The sequence below is a fragment of the Microbacterium sp. LWH12-1.2 genome (assembly GCF_040675825.1).
GTDB lineage: Bacteria > Actinomycetota > Actinomycetes > Actinomycetales > Microbacteriaceae > Microbacterium.
The window spans coordinates 1,344,382-1,361,547 of the sequence record NZ_JBEGIJ010000001.1 but is presented as its reverse complement, the minus strand read 5'-3'; the positions used below and the strand labels follow the sequence as shown (position 1 = coordinate 1,361,547).

Below are 17,166 nucleotides of genomic sequence, written 5' to 3'. Positions count from 1 at the left end.
GGCTAGTCGTTTGCGTCGCGATCCGGCGCGTGAGCGTATGAGGAGTCTCGTGGCACTAACCACCGACGTCAAGGCTGAGCTGGTCAGCATCCGTAATGCACCCCCCACGGTGCGTGTCGCGGAGGTTACCGCCATTCTCCGGTTCGCCGGTGGGCTGCATTCGATCGCGGGTCGTGTCGCGGTCGAGGCGGAGGTGGATGCCGAGACTCTCGCGCGCCGCGTCGCCCGGGATCTCGCCGAGATCTACGGCGTGCGTCCGGAGATCGCACAGGTGCAGTCGAGCACCGCCAACGAGGGCGCACGCTGGGCCGTCCGCGTCATCGCCGCAGGCGAGACCCTCGCCAGGCAGACCGGCCTCCTCGACCAGCGCCGACGCCCCGTGCGCGGCCTGCCGAACCGCCTCACCACCGGTTCTCGCGAAGAGGTCGCCGGCCTCTGGCGCGGCGCGTTCCTCGCCGCGGGAACCCTCAGCGAGCCCGGGCGTTCCGCCATGCTCGAGGTGGCCTGCCCGTCGTCGGAGGCCGCCATGGCACTCGTCGGCGCCGCCCACCGGCTCGGTGTCGCCGCCAAGGCGCGTGAGGTCCGCGGGATGCCGCGCGTCGTCGTCCGCGAGGGCGAGGCCATCCGCACCATCCTCAACGAGATGGGCGCCCAGCGGACGGCCGTCGCATGGGAGGAGCTCCGTCAGCGCCGTGAGGTGCGTGCCGGGGTGAACCGCCTGGTGAACTTCGACGATGCGAACCTCCGCCGTTCGGCGCAGGCCGCTGTCGCCGCCTGCGCACGCGTGGAGCGCGCACTGGAGATCCTCGGCGACGACGTGCCCGATCATCTGCGTCTCGCCGGCGCGCTTCGTCTCGCGCACCGCGACGCGAGCCTCGACGAACTCGGCCACCACGCGGATCCGCCGTTGACGAAGGACGCCGTCGCCGGCCGCATCCGTCGTCTGCTCGCGACCGCAGACAAGCGTGCGCAGCAGGAGGGCATCCCCGGCACCGAGGCCGCAGTGCCCGCCGGTCTCGACGTCTGAGCCCGTCATAGCCGGAAGGATCCGGTCCGCCCCGACGTTCTCGTCACTAGGATGAATAACGTCTGCTCCACGCCGCACTTCGGTGGCGCGGAGGATCGGCAAGCGCCGCGGCGCGGCGCGGATTGGATGAAAGCGATATGGCAACCTACACGCTCCCCGACCTCCCGTACGACTTCGCAGCCCTTGAGCCGCACATCAGCGGGAAGATCATGGAACTCCACCATGGCAAGCACCACGCGGCCTACGTCGCCGGCGCGAATGCGGCGCTCGACGGGCTCGCCGAGGCTCGCGAGAGCGGCAACCTTGCGAACGTCAACAAGCTGGAGAAGGACCTGGCGTTCAACCTCGGCGGCCACGTCAACCACTCCATCTTCTGGACCAACCTGTCGCCGAACGGCGGAGGACAGCCCGAGGGCGAGCTGAAGGCAGCGATCGAGGAGTTCTTCGGATCCTTCGAGAAGTTCCAGGCGCACTTCACCGCCAACGCGATGGGCATCCAGGGCTCCGGCTGGTCCGTGCTCAGCTGGGACTCGATCGGCCAGCGCCTGATCATCCAGCAGCTGTTCGACCAGCAGTCCAACGCTGCGCAGGGCACCGTGCCGATCTTCCAGCTCGACATGTGGGAGCACGCTTTCTACCTCGACTACCTCAATGTGAAGGCCGACTACGTCAAGGCGGCGTGGAACATCGCCAACTGGGAGAACGTCGCTCAGCGCTTCGTAACAGCCCGCGAGAAGACTGCAGGCCTGCTGGTACTGTCGTAAGCAAGACGGGCGTCCCGATGGGCCAACTGCCCGTCGGGACGCCGTTGTCCATGCTTCTCTAGTTGAAACCGCGCGCGAGCGCTCGAGAAATCAGGAGACCTTAGTGTCTGTCAAGATCGGTATCAACGGCTTCGGCCGCATCGGACGCAACTACTTCCGCGCGGCTCTCGCGCAGGGCGCAGACATCGAAATCGTCGCAGTCAACGACCTCACCGACAACAAGACCCTCGCACACCTGCTGAAGTACGACTCCTCCGCGGGTGTCCTCGATGCAGAGATCAGCTTCGACGACGAGAGCATCACCGTCAACGGCAAGACCATCAAGGCGTTCGCCGAGCGCGACCCCGCCAACCTCCCCTGGGGCGAACTGGGTGTCGACATCGTCATCGAGTCGACTGGTTTCTTCACCAAGGCCGACCTCGCCAAGAAGCACATCGACGCCGGCGCGAAGAAGGTTCTCATCTCCGCTCCCGCGACCGGCGACGACCGCACCATCGTCATGGGCGTGAACGAGGAGACCTACAACCCGGAGACGGACCACATCCTCTCCAACGCCTCGTGCACGACCAACTGCCTCGCCCCGCTCGCCAAGGTCTTCAACGACGAGTTCGGTATCGTCCGCGGCTTCATGATGACGGCGCACGCGTACACGGCAGACCAGAACCTCCAGGACGGCCCGCACGGCGACCTGCGCCGTGCACGCGCAGCGGCGATCAACATCGTCCCGGCGTCCACCGGTGCCGCGAAGGCGATCGGAACGGTTCTGCCCGAGCTCAACGGCAAGCTCAGCGGCTCGTCGTACCGCGTTCCGGTTCCGGTCGGCTCGATCGTCGACCTCACGCTGATCACCGAGCGTGAAGACCTCACCGTCGACGTGATCAACGCCGCGTACAAGAAGGCCGCTGACGAGGGTCGCCTCGCCGGCTACCTGCAGTACAACGCCGACGACATCGTCTCGACCGACATCGTGCACAACGCGCACTCGTCGATCTTCGACTCCACGCTGACCAACGTCAGCGGCAACCTGGTCAAGGTCTCGAGCTGGTACGACAACGAGTGGGGCTACTCCAACCGCCTCGTCGACCTGACCGAGTACGTCGCAGAGCGTCTCTGAGCTCGACATGACTCTGCGCACCCTGGACTCTCTGGGTTCGCTCGAAGGCAAGCGCGTCATCGTCCGTTGTGACCTCAATGTCCCCTTGCGGGACGGGGTCATCACGGACGATGGTCGTGTGCGCGCTTCGCTGCCGACCTTGAACGCCCTCATCAACGCCGGAGCACGCGTCATCGTGTGCTCCCACCTCGGACGCCCTGACGGGGCGCCCGACCCGCAGTACAGCCTCGAACCGGTCGCTCAGCGTCTCTCCGAGCTGCTCGGCAAGCCGGTGGCGTTCGCGCGCGACACGGTGGGGGAGTCGGCACACGATGCCGTCGCGTCTCTCGAGGACGGTGGCGTCGTCGTCATCGAGAACCTGCGCTTCAACGCGGGCGAGACAGCGAAGGACGACGCGACGCGTCAGGCCTTCGCCGCGCAGCTCGCAGAACTCGGTGACGTGCTGGTCTCCGACGGTTTCGGCGTCGTGCATCGCAAGCAGGCGAGCGTCTACGACCTCGCGGAACTGCTGCCATCGGCGGCGGGACTCCTGATCGCAGCCGAACTCGACGTCCTGGACCGTCTCACCGAGAAGCCGGAGCGACCGTACGCGGTCGTGCTGGGCGGCTCGAAGGTCAGCGACAAGCTCGGCGTGATCTCGCATCTGCTTCCGCGTGTCGACCGGATCCTCGTCGGCGGCGGGATGCTGTTCACGTTCCTCAAGGCGCAGGGACACGCCGTCGCATCCAGTCTCCTCGAAGAGGACCAGCTCGACACCGTCCGCGGCTACCTCGCCGAGGCGGAGAAGCGCGGCGTCGAGATCGTGCTCCCGACCGATGTGGTCGTCGCGGCGTCATTCTCGGCGGATGCCGCGCATGAGATCGCAGCGGCGGACGCGATCGAGGAGACCGCGTTCGGTGCTTCCGGGATCGGGCTCGACATCGGCCCCGAGACCGCTGCGCGCTTCGCCGAGGTCATCCGCACCTCGAAGACGGTGTTCTGGAACGGGCCGATGGGCGTGTTCGAGTTCCCGGCCTTCGCCGCGGGGACCAAGACCGTCGCACAGGCGCTCACCGAGGTCGACGGGCTCAGCGTCGTCGGCGGCGGAGACTCTGCTGCCGCGGTGCGGCAGCTCGGCTTCTCTGATGACCAGTTCGGTCACATCTCGACGGGTGGAGGCGCCAGCCTCGAATTCCTCGAGGGCAAGAAACTACCCGGCCTGGAGGTGCTCGGATGGGCATAAGCGCTCGTACCCCGTTGATCGCGGGAAACTGGAAGATGAACCTCGATCACCTGCAGGCGGTGGCGTTCGTGCAGAAGCTGCACTGGACGCTGAAGGATGCCAAGCACGAGGACGGTTCGGTCGAAGTCGCGGTCTTCCCGCCTTTCACGGACATCCGCAGCGTGCAGACGCTCATCGACGCGGACAAGATCCCGTTCGCGCTCGGCGCCCAGGATCTGTCGGCACATGACTCCGGTGCGTACACCGGTGAGGTGTCCGGTGCGTTCCTGGCCAAGCTCGACGCGAAGTACGTCATCATCGGTCACTCCGAGCGTCGTGAGTACCACGCCGAGTCGGACGAGGTCGTCGCATCCAAGGTGCAGGCCGCGCTGAAGCACGCGCTCGTGCCGGTGATCTGCGTCGGCGAGACCGCGGAGGACCTGGAGAAGTTCGGTGCAAGTGCCGTTCCGGTCGGTCAGCTCGAGGTCGCGCTCCAGGGCGTGTCGAAGGACGCTGACATCGTCGTGGCGTACGAGCCGGTCTGGGCCATCGGCTCGGGTCAGGCGGCGACGCCGCAGCAGGCGCAGGACGTCTGCGCGACACTGCGCGGCGTGATCGCGAAGGTTCTGGGGGAGGATGCGGCTGCTCGCACCCGCGTCCTCTACGGCGGCTCGGTGAAGTCCGCCAACATCGCCAGCTTCATGCGTGAGCCTGATGTGGACGGTGCCCTTGTCGGCGGCGCGAGCCTCGTCGTCGATGAGTTCGCAGCGATCATCCGTTTCCAGAAGCACGTCGGCGTGTGAGTGTGACGGGGCTGCGGCCCCGTCACACCGTATACTTGACCGTTACGAGGGCAAATCTGCCCTGGCGAAAGGCTCTTCTTCGTGGCAATTCTCGAGTTCGTCCTGCAGGTCGTGCTGGGTATCACCAGCGTCCTGCTGACCCTCCTCATCCTCCTCCACAAGGGCCGCGGTGGCGGCCTGTCCGACATGTTCGGTGGGGGAATGTCGTCGGCGGTCGGCTCGTCCGGTCTCGCGGAGCGGAACCTCAATCGCTTCACTGTGGTCCTGGCGCTGGTGTGGTTCGTCGCCATCGTCGCGCTGGGGCTCATCACGAAGTTCGAGGTGATCTGATGGCTACCGGTGGTAACGCCATTCGCGGCACGCGTGTCGGTTCTGGCCCGATGGGCGAGCAGGACCACGGCTATCATGCCGACCGCATTGCAGTGTCGTATTGGGACGGTCTCGGTAACGAGACGGTCCGCTACTTCGCCGCCGGTCTCCCGGACGAGGAGATCCCCGAGACCATCGACCACCCGCAGTCGGGCCTCCCGGCTGGCCGGGACAAGGAGAACCCGCCGGCTCTCGCCAAGCCGGAGCCGTACAAGACGCACCTCGCTTATGTGAAGGAACGTCGCACCGATGAGGAAGCCGTCCAGCTCCTGGAAGACGCCCTCACTCAGCTGCGCGAGCGTCGGGGTCAGTGACCACCACGCTCTGATGAAGAAACCGCCACGACCGAGTCGTGGCGGTTTCTTCGTCTGCGGTCAGCGGCAGCCCGCGGCAGCGTCGATGTACGACTGCGGGGGATAGCCGTACGCCCACACTCCGTTCGCATCATCGGTGAAGCCCATGCTGATCGCCCAGCCGGTCGCCCACTTCTCGATGCTGTCCTGAGTGGAGTCGTCGTACATGTCTGCGCACTTCACGCTGATGGCGTGGCCGACCTCGTGCGCGACGAGTGCCTGACTCATCGCGGACGGCCACTGCTCGGCCACGGAGTCGGACAGCTCGATCGTCGCGTAGCCGGGGTCGTCGTACCACCAGGTCGTGTATCCGCCCATGCCGCCGTCGAGTCCGAAGCCGTTGACGAGTTGAGCCCAGTCGAACTCGAGCAGCACACCGGGAGCCAGGCTTCGCGCGAAGGCCTCCACTTCGAGACGCGTGCCCTGCAGCGGACCGGCCTTCTCTGCGATCTCCGCCTGCTCTGAGGCGACGATCTGCGTGGCGGCCGACTCCAGGGCGATGAACGCGTCAGCGGCGCCCTGGTCGATCGTGGTCGTGTAGGAGACCTCCTCGGCGGCGTCGCGCAGAGCGATCACGTCAAGGTTCCGGGCGGAGATGTGCGCCGCTTCGAGCGCAGAGGCGCTGTCTGCAGCCGAGACCAGGGCGGCGACGCCGGATTCGGTCACGGTCGTCGCGGTGGCAACGGCGTCATCGCTTTGATCCTGGAGATCCTCGGCATGCTCGTCAGCACGCGCACGATTTTCATCGAGCTGCTGCGTCTCGGAGAACAGCTCCCAGAACCAGAAGGGCTTGTCGTCCGTCTGCGGCAGGGTGACTGCGAGAGCGTCGTCTGCTGCGGATGCCTTCGTCTGGCCTTCCGACACGGCGACGCCGAGTGCATCTGTTGAGCTCGCATCGAGCAGGGTGCCGCTGTTGTTCTCGAGAATGAGCGCCGCTGCATCCGTCGTCGTCCGAAGAGCGCCGACCTCGGCCCTGAGCTGTTCCGCGGTGGTCGCGGCGGCGGAAACGGAATCCTGGTACGCCGCTTCGGCACCGTCGTATCCGGCGTGGGACGAGAGCTGCACCGCGGCGATGGTGGCGACGGCCGCCACGGCGCCGAGAGAGCCGAGGATCGCGCCAGTGCGCCTCTTGCGCGGTACAACCGGCGGCGGCGTGATCGGACCGGTCATCTGTGCCGGGAGCGCGTGTCCGCCGGCCGGATAGGGGTGACTCACGATGTTTCGTCTCCTGCCTCCGCACCGCCGTGCGATCGTCGACATGAGTCTAATCAGGCGCGAATGCAGAAGGCCCCGCCACTGGCGGGGCCTTCTGAGAACGAGGGGCTGACGAGAATCGAACTCGCATCATCTGTTTGGAAGACAGAGGCTTTACCACTAAGCTACAGCCCCGAATCAGATCCTTCACGGACACTGACCGGACTCATCGATCATAGCGGACTGTCGCGGGTGCTCTCGTCCGTTAGACTTCATGGGGCTGAATCCGCGTGCGGATTCCCCGGGGCGTAGCTCAGCTTGGTAGAGCGCCCGCTTTGGGAGCGGGAGGTCGCAGGTTCAACTCCTGTCGCCCCGACACGACTTCCACAGGCATCACAGCCGCGATTCAGCGCGGAAATGACAAGGAGAACGAACCAGCATGGCGAACAGCACCGTCGAGAAGCTGACCCCGACGCGGGTCAAGCTCAGCATCACGGTCACCCCGGACGACCTCAAGCCGAGCATCGCTCACGCGTACGAGCACATCGCTCAGGATGTCCAGATCCCCGGCTTCCGCAAGGGCAAGGTCCCGGCTCCGATCATCGACCAGCGCATCGGTCGCGGCGCGGTCATCGAGCACGCCGTCAACGAGGGCCTCGACCAGTTCTTCCGTGCCGCCACCGCCGAGCACAAGCTCCGCGTGGTCGGCCGCCCGGCCGCCGAGATCATCGAGTGGCCGAACGAGAAGGACTTCTCCGGAGACCTGCTCGTCGACATCGAGGTGGACGTCCGCCCCGACATCGAGCTGCCCTCCTACGACGGCATCACGGTGACCGTCGACGCCGTCGAGACCGACGAGGCGGCCCTCGACGAGGAGCTCGACCGTCTGCGCGCCCGCTTCGGCACGCTCATCCCGGTCGACCGTCCCGCTGCCAAGGGCGACTTCGTCGAGCTCGACCTCGTCGCCGCGATCGACGGCGCTGAGATCGACCGCGCCGAGGGTGTCTCGTACGAGGTCGGCTCGGGCGAGCTCCTCGAAGGCATCGATGACGCGATCGAGTCGCTCACCGCTGGTGAGGACACCACCTTCCGCTCCGCTCTCGTCGGTGGCGACCACGCCGGTGCAGAGGCCGAGGTCTCCGTCACCGTCAAGGCCGTCAAGGAGCGCGAGCTTCCTGAGGCTGACGACGACTTCGCGCAGATCGCCAGCGAGTTCGACACCATCGCCGAGCTCCGCGCGAGCCTCGCCGAGCGCGTTGCCGAGCAGGGCGTGTTCGCCCAGGGTTCCGCGGCGCGCGACAAGCTCGTCGAGACGCTGCTCGAGCAGATCGACATCCCGGTTCCGCCGAAGCTCATCGAGGATGAGGTGCACAGCCACCTCGAGGGTGAAGGCCGCCTCGAGGACGACGAGCACCGCGCCGAGGTGACGGAGGCCAGCGAGAAGCAGTTCCGCACGCAGGTGCTCCTCGACACGATCGCCGAGCAGGCCGACGTGCAGGTCTCGCAGGACGAGCTCAGCCAGTACCTGATCCAGTCCGCTGCGCAGTACGGCATGGCGCCCCAGGAGTTCGTCGAGGCGCTGCAGTCCTCGAACCAGCTCCCGGCACTCGTCGGCGAGGTCGCGCGCAACAAGGCTCTCGCTGTCGCGCTCGGCAAGGTGACGGTCGTCGACACCAACGGCAAGCCTGTCGACCTCACCGGCTTCATCGGTGGCGACGACGAGCAGGATGCTGCTGAGGCTGAGGAGAAGCCGGCCAAGAAGGCTCCGGCCAAGAAGCCCGCTGCGAAGAAGGCCCCCGCGAAGAAGGCGGCCGATGACGCAGACGCTGCCGAAGCCGCTGCGGACAAGCCCGCTGCGAAGAAGCCCGCCGCCAAGAAGGCTCCGGCCAAGAAGGCGGCCGACAAGGCCGAGTGATCGCCACGCGATCGTGACGAAAGGGGCGGGTGCTGCGGCATCCGCCCCTTTTTCATTCGAGGGGGAGTGCATGACGAACTGGGAAGAACAGATCGATGCCGTCTGGAGCGACCCGACGCTCTCGGACGCACAACGTATCGAGCGGATCGACGCGCTTGCCGAGCAGCGACCGGACCATGACGCCCGCGCTCTCTTCGAACGCGCCGGTGCCCGTGACTCCGCGGGACTCGAGGCGGAGGCGGAGGGTCTGTATCGGCAAGCCCTCGACGCGGGGCTCGACGATGAGCACCGAGCTCAGGCCGCCATCCAGCTTGCCAGCACGCTGCGCAATCTCGGGCGGATCGAAGAGGCGCTGGAGATGCTTCGTGCGGAACGCGAGCGAGGAGGCCCGCTGGCCGATGCGGCTGCCGCGTTCTACGCGTTGACGCTGGCATCGAAAGGCGATCCGTATACCGCTGCGGCCGTTGCCCTCGAAACTCTCGCTCCGCACCTCCCGCTGTACACGCGTTCCGTCGCGGCGTATGCCAAGGAACTCGCGGCCCCGCCACGCTGATATGCCGACGGCGAACACGGCCGGAGCGCTGCGTTGTCGCCGGTAGATTCGAATCACCGAAACACGGAAACAGGAGCTGACATGGCTGCAGAACCCCTCGTCGCGACGAGTGTCTTCGACAGGCTGCTGAAGGACCGCATCATCTGGCTGGGTTCAGAGGTGCGCGACTCGAACGCCAATGAGATCTGCGCGAAGATCCTTCTTCTCGCCGCAGAAGACTCAGAGAAGGACATCTACCTCTACATCAACTCGCCCGGTGGCTCGATCACCGCTGGCATGGCGATCTACGACACGATGCAGTTCGTGCCGAACGACATCGTCACCGTCGGAATCGGCATGGCGGCCTCCATGGGTCAGCTGCTGCTCACCAGCGGCACCAAGGGCAAGCGCTACATCACGCCGAACGCGCGCGTGCTGCTGCACCAGCCGCACGGTGGCTTCGGCGGTACGTCCAGCGACATCCAGACCCAGGCGCAGCTCATTCTCTCGATGAAGAAGCGTCTCGCGGAGATCACGGCATCGCAGACCGGCAAGTCGGTCGATCAGATCAACGCCGACGGCGACCGCGACCGCTGGTTCACCGCGGACGAGGCCCTCGAGTACGGCTTCGTCGACCACATCCGCGAGCACGCGAGCGATGTGACCGGCGGCGGCGGCACTGCGGACGCCGCAGAATAACGGATTCGAGAGGACTCACATGTACACCCCGACCTTCCAATCCGCAGGCAACCTGCCCTCCAGCCGCTACGTTCTCCCGCAGTTCGAAGAGCGCACGGCCTACGGCTTCAAGCGCCAGGACCCGTACAACAAGCTCTTCGAAGATCGCGTGATCTTCCTGGGCGTGCAGGTCGACGACGCATCCGCCGACGACGTGATGGCACAGCTCCTCGTCCTGGAGAGCCAGGACGCCGAGCGCGACATCACGATGTACATCAACTCGCCCGGCGGCTCCTTCACCGCGATGACCGCGATCTACGACACGATGCAGTACGTCGCGCCGCAGATCCAGACGGTCGTGCTCGGCCAGGCGGCGTCGGCTGCGGCTGTGCTGCTCGCGGCCGGTGCTCCCGGCAAGCGTCTCGCGCTGCCGAACGCCCGCGTGCTGATCCACCAGCCCGCGATGGGCGAGGCAGGTCAGGGCCAGGCGTCCGACATCGAGATCCAGGCCGCGGAGATTCTCCGCATGCGCACGTGGCTCGAGGAGACGATGGCCTCGCACACGGGTAAGCCCGTCGAGCAGGTCAACCGCGACATCGACCGTGACAACATCCTCTCGGCCGCTCAGGCGCTCGAGTACGGAATCGTCGACCAGGTGCTCACCACGCGCAAGCGCGCGTAGCATTTCGGCAAGAGAGGGCGGTCCGGGTTTCCGGACCGCCCTTTTGCGCACCCCGAGGAGCCGGTACCGCGCAGGTGTTTCGGAGGAGCGCGAATGCGCGTCGGTCATGAACGGCCTGCTCATCTGAGCACCGGAGTGCGCGGATGGGGTTGACGGCTTACGCTGGAGACGAAGGAGGATGCCGTGGACGACGAATTGCTCATGGTCAGGGTCGCTGAACTCTCGTACGACGAGGACAAGACTCAGGACGAGATCGGCGCCCTGCTCAAGATCTCCCGGTGGAAGGTCGGCCGCCTGCTCACGCAAGCGCGCGAACGCGGCATCGTCCGCATCGAGATCGTGCATCCTCGGGCTCGTCGGCTCGGACTCGAGCGCGCGCTGGTCGAGCGATTCGGCCTCGCCGAAGCGGTCGTCGTGCCGTCGCCCTCCGGCGAGGAGAGCACTCTCGACCGGGTCGCCCAGGCGGCAGCCGACTTCCTGACGACCCTTCGCCCGGTGCCGCGGACCCTCGGCGTGAGCTGGGGACGCACGCTCCGCGCGGTCGCCGAGGCGCTCACCGACGGCTGGGCGCACGGCGTGACCGTGGTCCAGCTCAACGGCGGAGTGAGCCTGAACCGCCGCTCCGGCGGAGCTGCTGGCCTCGCCGGGATGATCGCACAACGTGCATCCGGACACGTCTCCCTGCTGCCGAGCCCCGCCATTCTGGAGCGGGTGGAGACGAAGCTGGCGATCGAGGCCGATCGCACCGTCGCGGCTGTTCTCGAAGAGGCCACCCAGGCGCAGGCATTCCTGTTCACCGCCGGTCCCTGCGACGCCAGCTCCGCCCACGTCGAGAACGGCTACCTCAGCGTTCAGGACGTCGAGGAGCTCGCCAGGCGCGGTGCCGTCGGTGACGTCCTCGGACGCTACGTCGATGCCGACGGCAACATCGTGGACCCGCAGCTGGACGCCCGCACCGTCGGTGTCGGGCTCGCTCGCCTCCGGACGGCGAAGACGGCGATCTTCGTCACCGCGGGCCCCGCAAAACATGACATCGCGCGTACAGTCGTCAGCAGCGGCCTATGCAGCGTTCTGGTGACCGATGAGACCACAGCCCGAGCATTGTTGGAGGAACAGTGACGACCAAGGAATTGAGCCGCAGAACAGCGGTGGACGTGCTGGGCGGTGAGCCCGATGATGCGACGCTGCGGCGGTTCCTGCACGGGCTCCCCGGAGTGGATGCGGTAGGCCTCGAGCAGCGAGCTGCCGGACTCGGCACCCGTTCGATCAAGACGACTTCGAAGGCCTGGGCGCTGGACACGATTATCAAACTGATCGACCTGACCACGCTGGAGGGATCGGACACGCCTGGCAAGGTGCGCTCGCTCGTCGCCAAGGCGAAGAACCCGGATGCCGCCGATCCGTCGTGCCCGAAGGTCGCGGCCGTCTGCGTATACGGCGACATGGTCGGCGACGCGGTCGCCGCCCTCGGCGGCATGCACGGCGACCCGGACGACGGACTGATCTCGGTCGCCGCGGTCGCCACCGCGTTCCCGAGCGGACGCTCCTCCCTCGAGATCAAACTCGCGGACACGGCGGATGCAGTCGCCGCGGGTGCCGACGAGATCGACATGGTGATCGATCGCGGTGCGTTCCTCTCCGGGCGGTACGGCCTCGTGTTCGACCAGATCGCCCGGGTGAAGGAAGCCTGCCGTCGCGAGGACGGCAGCTACGGCTCGCTGAAGGTCATCCTGGAAACGGGTGAGCTCAACACCTACGACAACATCAAGCGGGCCTCGTGGCTCGGCATCCTGGCCGGGGGCGACTTCATCAAGACGTCGACGGGCAAGGTGCAGCCTGCCGCGACCCTGCCGACCACTCTGCTCATGCTGGAGACCGTCCGCGACTGGCACCAGGCGACCGGCGAGAAGATCGGGGTGAAGCCCGCTGGCGGCATCCGGTCGTCGAAGGATGCGATCAAGTACCTCGTCACCGTCGCAGAGACCGTCGGCGAGGAATGGCTGCAGCCGCACCTGTTCCGTTTCGGGGCCTCCAGCCTGCTGAACGACGTTCTCCTGCAGCGCCAGAAGCTCACCACCGGCCACTACTCGGGCCCCGACTACGTCACGATCGACTAGGACAACGCATATGTCATTCCTGGAATACGCTCCCGCGCCGGAATCGAAGGCGCTCCTGAACCTCAAGGACAGCTACGGTCTGTTCATCGACGGCGAGTTCGTCGACGGATCGGGCGACAGCTTCTCCACCATCTCGCCGGCCGATGAGTCGCGCATCGCCGAGATCGCATCGGCGAGCGATGAGGACGTCGACCGTGCCGTCGCCGCAGCGCGACGCGCCTACGAGAAGACCTGGTCGAAGATGAGTGGTCGCGATCGGGGCAAGTACCTGTTTCGCATCGCCCGTCTCGTGCAGGAGCGCGCGCGTGAACTCGCCGTCGCGGAGAGCCTCGACAACGGCAAGCCGATCAAGGAGAGTCGCGACGTCGACGTGCCGCTCGTCGCCGCCTGGTTCTTCTACTACGCGGGCTGGGCCGACAAACTCGATCACGCCGGCCTCGGCGCGAACCCGCGCTCGCTGGGCGTAGCCGGCCAGATCATCCCGTGGAACTTCCCGCTGCTGATGCTCGCGTGGAAGCTGGCTCCGGCCCTCGCCGCCGGCAACACCGTGGTGCTGAAGCCGGCGGAGACCACGCCGCTGACCGCACTCATCTTCGCCGAGATCCTGCAGCAGGCCGACCTCCCGGCCGGTGTGGTTAACATCATCACCGGTGCTGGCTCGACCGGAGCATCCCTCGTCCGCCACCCTGACGTCGACAAGGTGGCCTTCACCGGCTCCACCGGCGTCGGCCGTGACATCGCTCGCGCCGTCGCCGGTACGAAGAAGAAGGTCACGCTGGAACTCGGCGGCAAGGCTGCGAACATCGTCTTCGACGACGCCCCCATCGACCAGGCCGTCGAGGGCATCGTCAACGGCATCTTCTTCAACCAGGGACACGTCTGCTGCGCGGGCAGCCGCTTGCTCGTGCAGGAGTCGATCCACGACGAGGTCATCGACCGGCTGAAGAACCGGCTTTCCACTCTGCGTCTCGGCGACCCCCTGGACAAGAACACCGACATCGGTGCGATCAACTCGGCCGCCCAGCTCGCCCGCATCCGCGAACTCAGCGACATCGGCGAGGCCGAGGGCGCCGAGCGGTGGACCGCCGACTGCGTCATCCCGGAGAAGGGGTTCTGGTTCGCGCCGACGATCTTCACCGGAGTCGAGGCCTCGCACCGCATCGCACGCGACGAGGTGTTCGGGCCGGTGCTGTCGGTGCTCACCTTCCGCACGCCGGCCGAGGCCATCGCGAAGGCGAACAACACGCCGTACGGTCTCTCCGCCGGGATCTGGTCCGACAAGGGCTCCCGTATCCTCGCCGTCGCCGACCGGCTCCGCGCTGGTGTGATCTGGGCGAACACGTTCAACCGTTTCGATCCGTCGAGCCCGTTCGGCGGCTACAAGGAGTCCGGTTACGGCCGCGAAGGCGGACGTCAGGGACTCACCGCCTACCTGAAGGGGGCTGCAGCATGAGCAAGCGACTGACCGTGCCGAAGACGTACAAGCTCGCCATCGGCGGCGCTTTCCCTCGAAGCGAATCGGGACGCACCTACGAGGTGCTCTCGGCGAAGGGCGCGTTCCTGGCGAACGCCGCGCAGGGTTCGCGCAAGGATGCTCGGGATGCCGTCGTCGCCGCCCGCGCCGCCGTGAAGGGGTGGTCCGGGGCGACCGCGTACAACCGCGGGCAGGTGCTGTACCGCGTCGCCGAAGTGCTCGAGGGGCGTCGTGCGCAGTTCGTCGACGAGATCGTGGCGCAGGAAGGCATCTCTGCGGCTGCCGCCGGAGCGCAGGTCGACGAAGCGATCGACCTCTGGGTCTGGTACGCCGGCTGGTGCGACAAATACGCCCAGATCGCAGGCAACGCCAACCCGGTCGCCGGTCCGTACTTCAACATCTCGGTGCCGGAGCCGACCGGTGTGGTCGCGATCATCGCACCGCAGGATTCCGCCCTGCTCGGTTTCGTCTCGGTCGTCGCCCCGGCGCTGGTCGCAGGCAACTCCGTCGTCGTGATCGCGAGCGAGCGGTTCCCGCTGTCGGCGATCAGCCTCGCCGAGGTGCTTGCGACGAGTGACGTCCCAGGGGGAGTGGTCAACGTCCTCACCGGGTCGCCCGCGGAGATGGCCCCGTGGCTGGCCTCGCATCAGGACGTCAACGCCCTCGACCTCGCCGGAGCGGGGGACCTCGAGTGGGTCGACCTGCAGATCGCCGCGGCCGACACGCTGAAGCGCGTGATCGCGCCGGGCGAGGTCATCGCCTCACCGGAGCGGATCTCGGCGTTCACCGAGATCAAGACGGTGTGGCACACGAAGTCGATGGTGTGATCGCAACGTGATCGGATGCGGGGTCGTTCGCCATCGGCGAGCGGCCCCGCGCCAATGCGGCCCAGTGTCCCTTGCAGCGGTTAGGCTCAGATGACGATCTCTGGATCCCCCCTAGGAGGACGCGCATGGCCCGTATCGGTGAAAGCGCTGACCTGTTCAAGTGCTCGTTCTGCGGAAAGAGCCAGAAGCAGGTGCAGCAGCTCATCGCTGGCCCCGGTGTGTACATCTGCGACGAGTGCGTCGAGCTGTGCAACGAGATCATCGAGGAGCGGATGGCGGAATCCTCCGCCGAGGGCACAGCCGAGTTCGATCTGCCCAAGCCGCGTGAGATCTTCGCGTTCCTCGAGGAATATGTCGTCGGCCAGGAGCCGGCGAAGCGCGCACTCGCGGTGGCGGTCTACAACCACTACAAGCGCGTCCGCGCGCACGGCACTCTGCAGACGGCCGAGCAGAAGGCCGAAGAGGTCGAGATCGCGAAGAGCAACATCCTGCTGATCGGACCGACGGGCTGTGGCAAGACGTACCTCGCGCAGACCCTTGCGAAGCGCCTGAACGTGCCGTTCGCTGTCGCCGACGCCACCGCCCTCACCGAAGCGGGATACGTCGGCGAAGACGTCGAGAACATCCTGCTCAAGCTGATCCAGGCCGCCGACTACGACGTCAAGCGCGCTGAGCAGGGCATCATCTACATCGACGAGGTCGACAAGATCGCCCGTAAGGCGGAGAACCCGTCGATCACGCGTGACGTCTCCGGCGAGGGTGTGCAGCAGGCGCTGTTGAAGATCATCGAGGGCACGGTCGCCTCGGTTCCGCCGCAGGGCGGACGCAAGCACCCGCACCAGGAGTTCCTGCAGATCGACACGACCAACGTGCTGTTCATCGTCGCCGGCGCCTTCGCCGGGCTCGAGGACATCGTGTCGGCTCGCGTCGGCAAGCACGGCATCGGCTTCGGCGCTCCTCTGCACGACAAGACCAAGGATCTCGACCTCTTCAGTGAGGTGCTGCCGGAGGATCTGCACAAGTTCGGGCTCATCCCCGAGTTCATCGGCCGCCTGCCCGTCGTCACGAACGTGTCGCCGCTGGATCAGGACGCGCTGATGGAGATCCTCACCGGTCCGCGGAACGCCCTCGTCAAGCAGTATCAGCGCATGTTCGAGCTGGACGGCGTGCAGCTCGAGTTCGATAAGGAGGCGCTGCGCTCGATCGCCGATCTCGCCGTCGATCGCAAGACCGGTGCCCGCGGTCTCCGCGCGATCCTCGAAGACGTCCTCGGACCGATCATGTTCGAGATCCCGTCGGCTGATGACGTCGCCAAGGTGATCGTCACGAAGGCCGCCGTCGACGAGGGCGCACCGCCGACGATCATCATGGAGCGTAAGCGCAAGAGCGCGTGAACGGAACCGTCGTCGCCCTCGGAGGCGGCGGGTTCTCGATGTCAGACGACGGCACATCGCTGATCGACGACTATCTTCTGGAGCTGACCGGCGCGACGAAACCCCGTGTCTGCTTCGTGCCGACGGCCAGCGGAGACTCGGACTCGTATAGCGGGCGATTCGAGGCCGCCTTCGCGGGACGCGCCGAGACATCCGTGCTTTCGTTGTTCTGCCAGGATCCGTGGGGTTACACCGATCCCCGGATGCTGCTCGACCAGGATCTGGTCTACGTCGGCGGCGGTTCGACGGCGAACCTCCTCGCGCTGTGGCGCCTGCACGGGCTGACGGAGATCCTGCGTGAGGCGGCGAGCAACGGCACGGTGCTCGCGGGAATCAGCGCAGGAATGAACTGCTGGTTCGAGGCGTCGTCGACGGACTCATTCGGTCCGCTCGCCCCGCTGGCGGACGGTCTCGGATTCGTGAAGGGCAGCGCCTGCCCGCATTACCTCGGCGAGCCCGATCGGCGGGAGAAGTATCTGAGCTGGGTCGCGACGGGCGTGCTGCCCGACGGCTACGCGGTCGACGACTATGCCGCGATCGTCATGCGTGACGGGTCGCTGCAGGAGGCGATCGCGGAGCGTCCCGGCCAGCCGGTGTTCCGCGTCGAACGTGCCGGTGACGAGGCGATCGAGCACGAGGTTCCGGTGAGGGCGCTCCAGCGCTGATTGTCGGTGGCCGCGTCT

The 17,166-nt window shown here is 66.6% G+C and carries 18 protein-coding genes and 2 tRNA genes; 18 read left to right on the top strand and 2 right to left on the bottom strand.

Annotated features, from left to right (window positions below; genetic code table 11):
- The first annotated feature begins 49 nt into the window (after positions 1 to 49).
- The 7 genes from whiA to MRBLWH12_RS06500 all read left to right on the top strand — a co-directional run bounded on the left by whiA (position 50) and on the right by MRBLWH12_RS06500 (position 5,592).
- Positions 50 to 1,027, top strand: a complete 978-nt coding sequence (whiA, locus tag MRBLWH12_RS06530; protein WP_341974410.1) for a DNA-binding protein WhiA — start codon at positions 50 to 52, stop codon at positions 1,025 to 1,027.
- Between the two features lie 137 nt (positions 1,028 to 1,164).
- Positions 1,165 to 1,791, top strand: coding sequence for a superoxide dismutase (locus tag MRBLWH12_RS06525; RefSeq protein WP_341974411.1), 627 nt, complete (start codon positions 1,165 to 1,167; stop codon positions 1,789 to 1,791).
- Positions 1,792 to 1,894: 103 nt separating this feature from the next.
- A complete protein-coding gene (gap, locus tag MRBLWH12_RS06520) occupies positions 1,895 to 2,905 on the top strand; it encodes a type I glyceraldehyde-3-phosphate dehydrogenase (RefSeq protein ID WP_341974412.1) in 1,011 nt (336 codons plus the stop codon).
- Between the two features lie 7 nt (positions 2,906 to 2,912).
- On the top strand, positions 2,913 to 4,127 hold the full coding sequence (locus tag MRBLWH12_RS06515) for a phosphoglycerate kinase (RefSeq protein ID WP_363547348.1): 1,215 nt from the start codon (positions 2,913 to 2,915) through the stop codon (positions 4,125 to 4,127).
- The gene (tpiA, locus tag MRBLWH12_RS06510) at positions 4,118 to 4,909 is read left to right on the top strand and encodes a triose-phosphate isomerase (protein ID WP_341974414.1); all 792 of its coding nucleotides are present in this window, start codon (positions 4,118 to 4,120) and stop codon (positions 4,907 to 4,909) included. The genes MRBLWH12_RS06515 and tpiA overlap by 10 nt, the downstream gene beginning before the upstream one ends.
- An 81-nt stretch (positions 4,910 to 4,990) precedes the next feature.
- Positions 4,991 to 5,239 carry a preprotein translocase subunit SecG gene (secG, locus tag MRBLWH12_RS06505; protein WP_102192666.1) on the top strand — a complete coding sequence of 83 codons (249 nt, stop codon included), beginning with the start codon at positions 4,991 to 4,993 and terminating at the stop codon, positions 5,237 to 5,239.
- Entirely contained in the window at positions 5,239 to 5,592 is a 354-nt protein-coding gene (locus MRBLWH12_RS06500) for an RNA polymerase-binding protein RbpA (RefSeq protein WP_102192665.1), read from the top strand. Before secG ends, MRBLWH12_RS06500 begins: the two co-directional genes overlap by 1 nt.
- A 60-nt stretch (positions 5,593 to 5,652) precedes the next feature.
- Here MRBLWH12_RS06500 and MRBLWH12_RS06495 read toward each other — a convergent pair whose 3' ends face one another.
- Entirely contained in the window at positions 5,653 to 6,846 is a 1,194-nt protein-coding gene (locus MRBLWH12_RS06495; RefSeq protein ID WP_363547345.1) for a hypothetical protein, read from the bottom strand.
- 103 nt (positions 6,847 to 6,949) lie between these two features.
- Positions 6,950 to 7,020: transfer RNA gene (locus tag MRBLWH12_RS06490), tRNA-Gly, on the bottom strand.
- 107 nt (positions 7,021 to 7,127) lie between these two features.
- Here MRBLWH12_RS06490 and MRBLWH12_RS06485 point away from each other — a divergent pair.
- From MRBLWH12_RS06485 to MRBLWH12_RS06435, 11 genes are all read left to right on the top strand, one after another.
- A tRNA-Pro gene (locus MRBLWH12_RS06485) sits at positions 7,128 to 7,201 on the top strand.
- 63 nt (positions 7,202 to 7,264) lie between these two features.
- Positions 7,265 to 8,740 carry a trigger factor gene (tig, locus tag MRBLWH12_RS06480; protein ID WP_363547342.1) on the top strand — a complete coding sequence of 492 codons (1,476 nt, stop codon included), beginning with the start codon at positions 7,265 to 7,267 and terminating at the stop codon, positions 8,738 to 8,740.
- 70 nt (positions 8,741 to 8,810) lie between these two features.
- The gene (locus tag MRBLWH12_RS06475; RefSeq protein WP_363547339.1) at positions 8,811 to 9,293 is read left to right on the top strand and encodes a tetratricopeptide repeat protein; all 483 of its coding nucleotides are present in this window, start codon (positions 8,811 to 8,813) and stop codon (positions 9,291 to 9,293) included.
- Positions 9,294 to 9,374: 81 nt separating this feature from the next.
- Positions 9,375 to 9,971 (top strand): ATP-dependent Clp protease proteolytic subunit, encoded by a 597-nt coding sequence (locus MRBLWH12_RS06470; RefSeq protein ID WP_341974418.1) that lies wholly within the window; start codon positions 9,375 to 9,377, stop codon positions 9,969 to 9,971.
- A 19-nt stretch (positions 9,972 to 9,990) separates the two neighbouring features.
- Positions 9,991 to 10,632: an ATP-dependent Clp protease proteolytic subunit gene (locus MRBLWH12_RS06465; protein WP_341974419.1), complete on the top strand. Its 642-nt coding sequence runs from the start codon at positions 9,991 to 9,993 to the stop codon at positions 10,630 to 10,632.
- Between the two features lie 183 nt (positions 10,633 to 10,815).
- Positions 10,816 to 11,751: a sugar-binding transcriptional regulator gene (locus tag MRBLWH12_RS06460; protein ID WP_341974420.1), complete on the top strand. Its 936-nt coding sequence runs from the start codon at positions 10,816 to 10,818 to the stop codon at positions 11,749 to 11,751.
- Positions 11,748 to 12,749, top strand: a complete 1,002-nt coding sequence (gene deoC / locus MRBLWH12_RS06455) for a deoxyribose-phosphate aldolase (RefSeq protein ID WP_363547334.1) — start codon at positions 11,748 to 11,750, stop codon at positions 12,747 to 12,749. Before MRBLWH12_RS06460 ends, deoC begins: the two co-directional genes overlap by 4 nt.
- 10 nt (positions 12,750 to 12,759) lie before the next feature.
- Complete coding sequence (locus MRBLWH12_RS06450) at positions 12,760 to 14,202, top strand: aldehyde dehydrogenase family protein (RefSeq protein ID WP_363547331.1); 1,443 nt, start codon at positions 12,760 to 12,762, stop codon at positions 14,200 to 14,202.
- Positions 14,199 to 15,050: an aldehyde dehydrogenase family protein gene (locus MRBLWH12_RS06445; RefSeq protein WP_363547328.1), complete on the top strand. Its 852-nt coding sequence runs from the start codon at positions 14,199 to 14,201 to the stop codon at positions 15,048 to 15,050. Before MRBLWH12_RS06450 ends, MRBLWH12_RS06445 begins: the two co-directional genes overlap by 4 nt.
- Before the next feature lie 125 nt (positions 15,051 to 15,175).
- The gene (clpX, locus tag MRBLWH12_RS06440; protein ID WP_363547325.1) at positions 15,176 to 16,444 is read left to right on the top strand and encodes an ATP-dependent Clp protease ATP-binding subunit ClpX; all 1,269 of its coding nucleotides are present in this window, start codon (positions 15,176 to 15,178) and stop codon (positions 16,442 to 16,444) included.
- The gene (locus MRBLWH12_RS06435) at positions 16,441 to 17,148 is read left to right on the top strand and encodes a peptidase E (RefSeq protein ID WP_363547322.1); all 708 of its coding nucleotides are present in this window, start codon (positions 16,441 to 16,443) and stop codon (positions 17,146 to 17,148) included. The genes clpX and MRBLWH12_RS06435 overlap by 4 nt, the downstream gene beginning before the upstream one ends.
- Positions 17,149 to 17,166 lie beyond the last annotated feature (18 nt).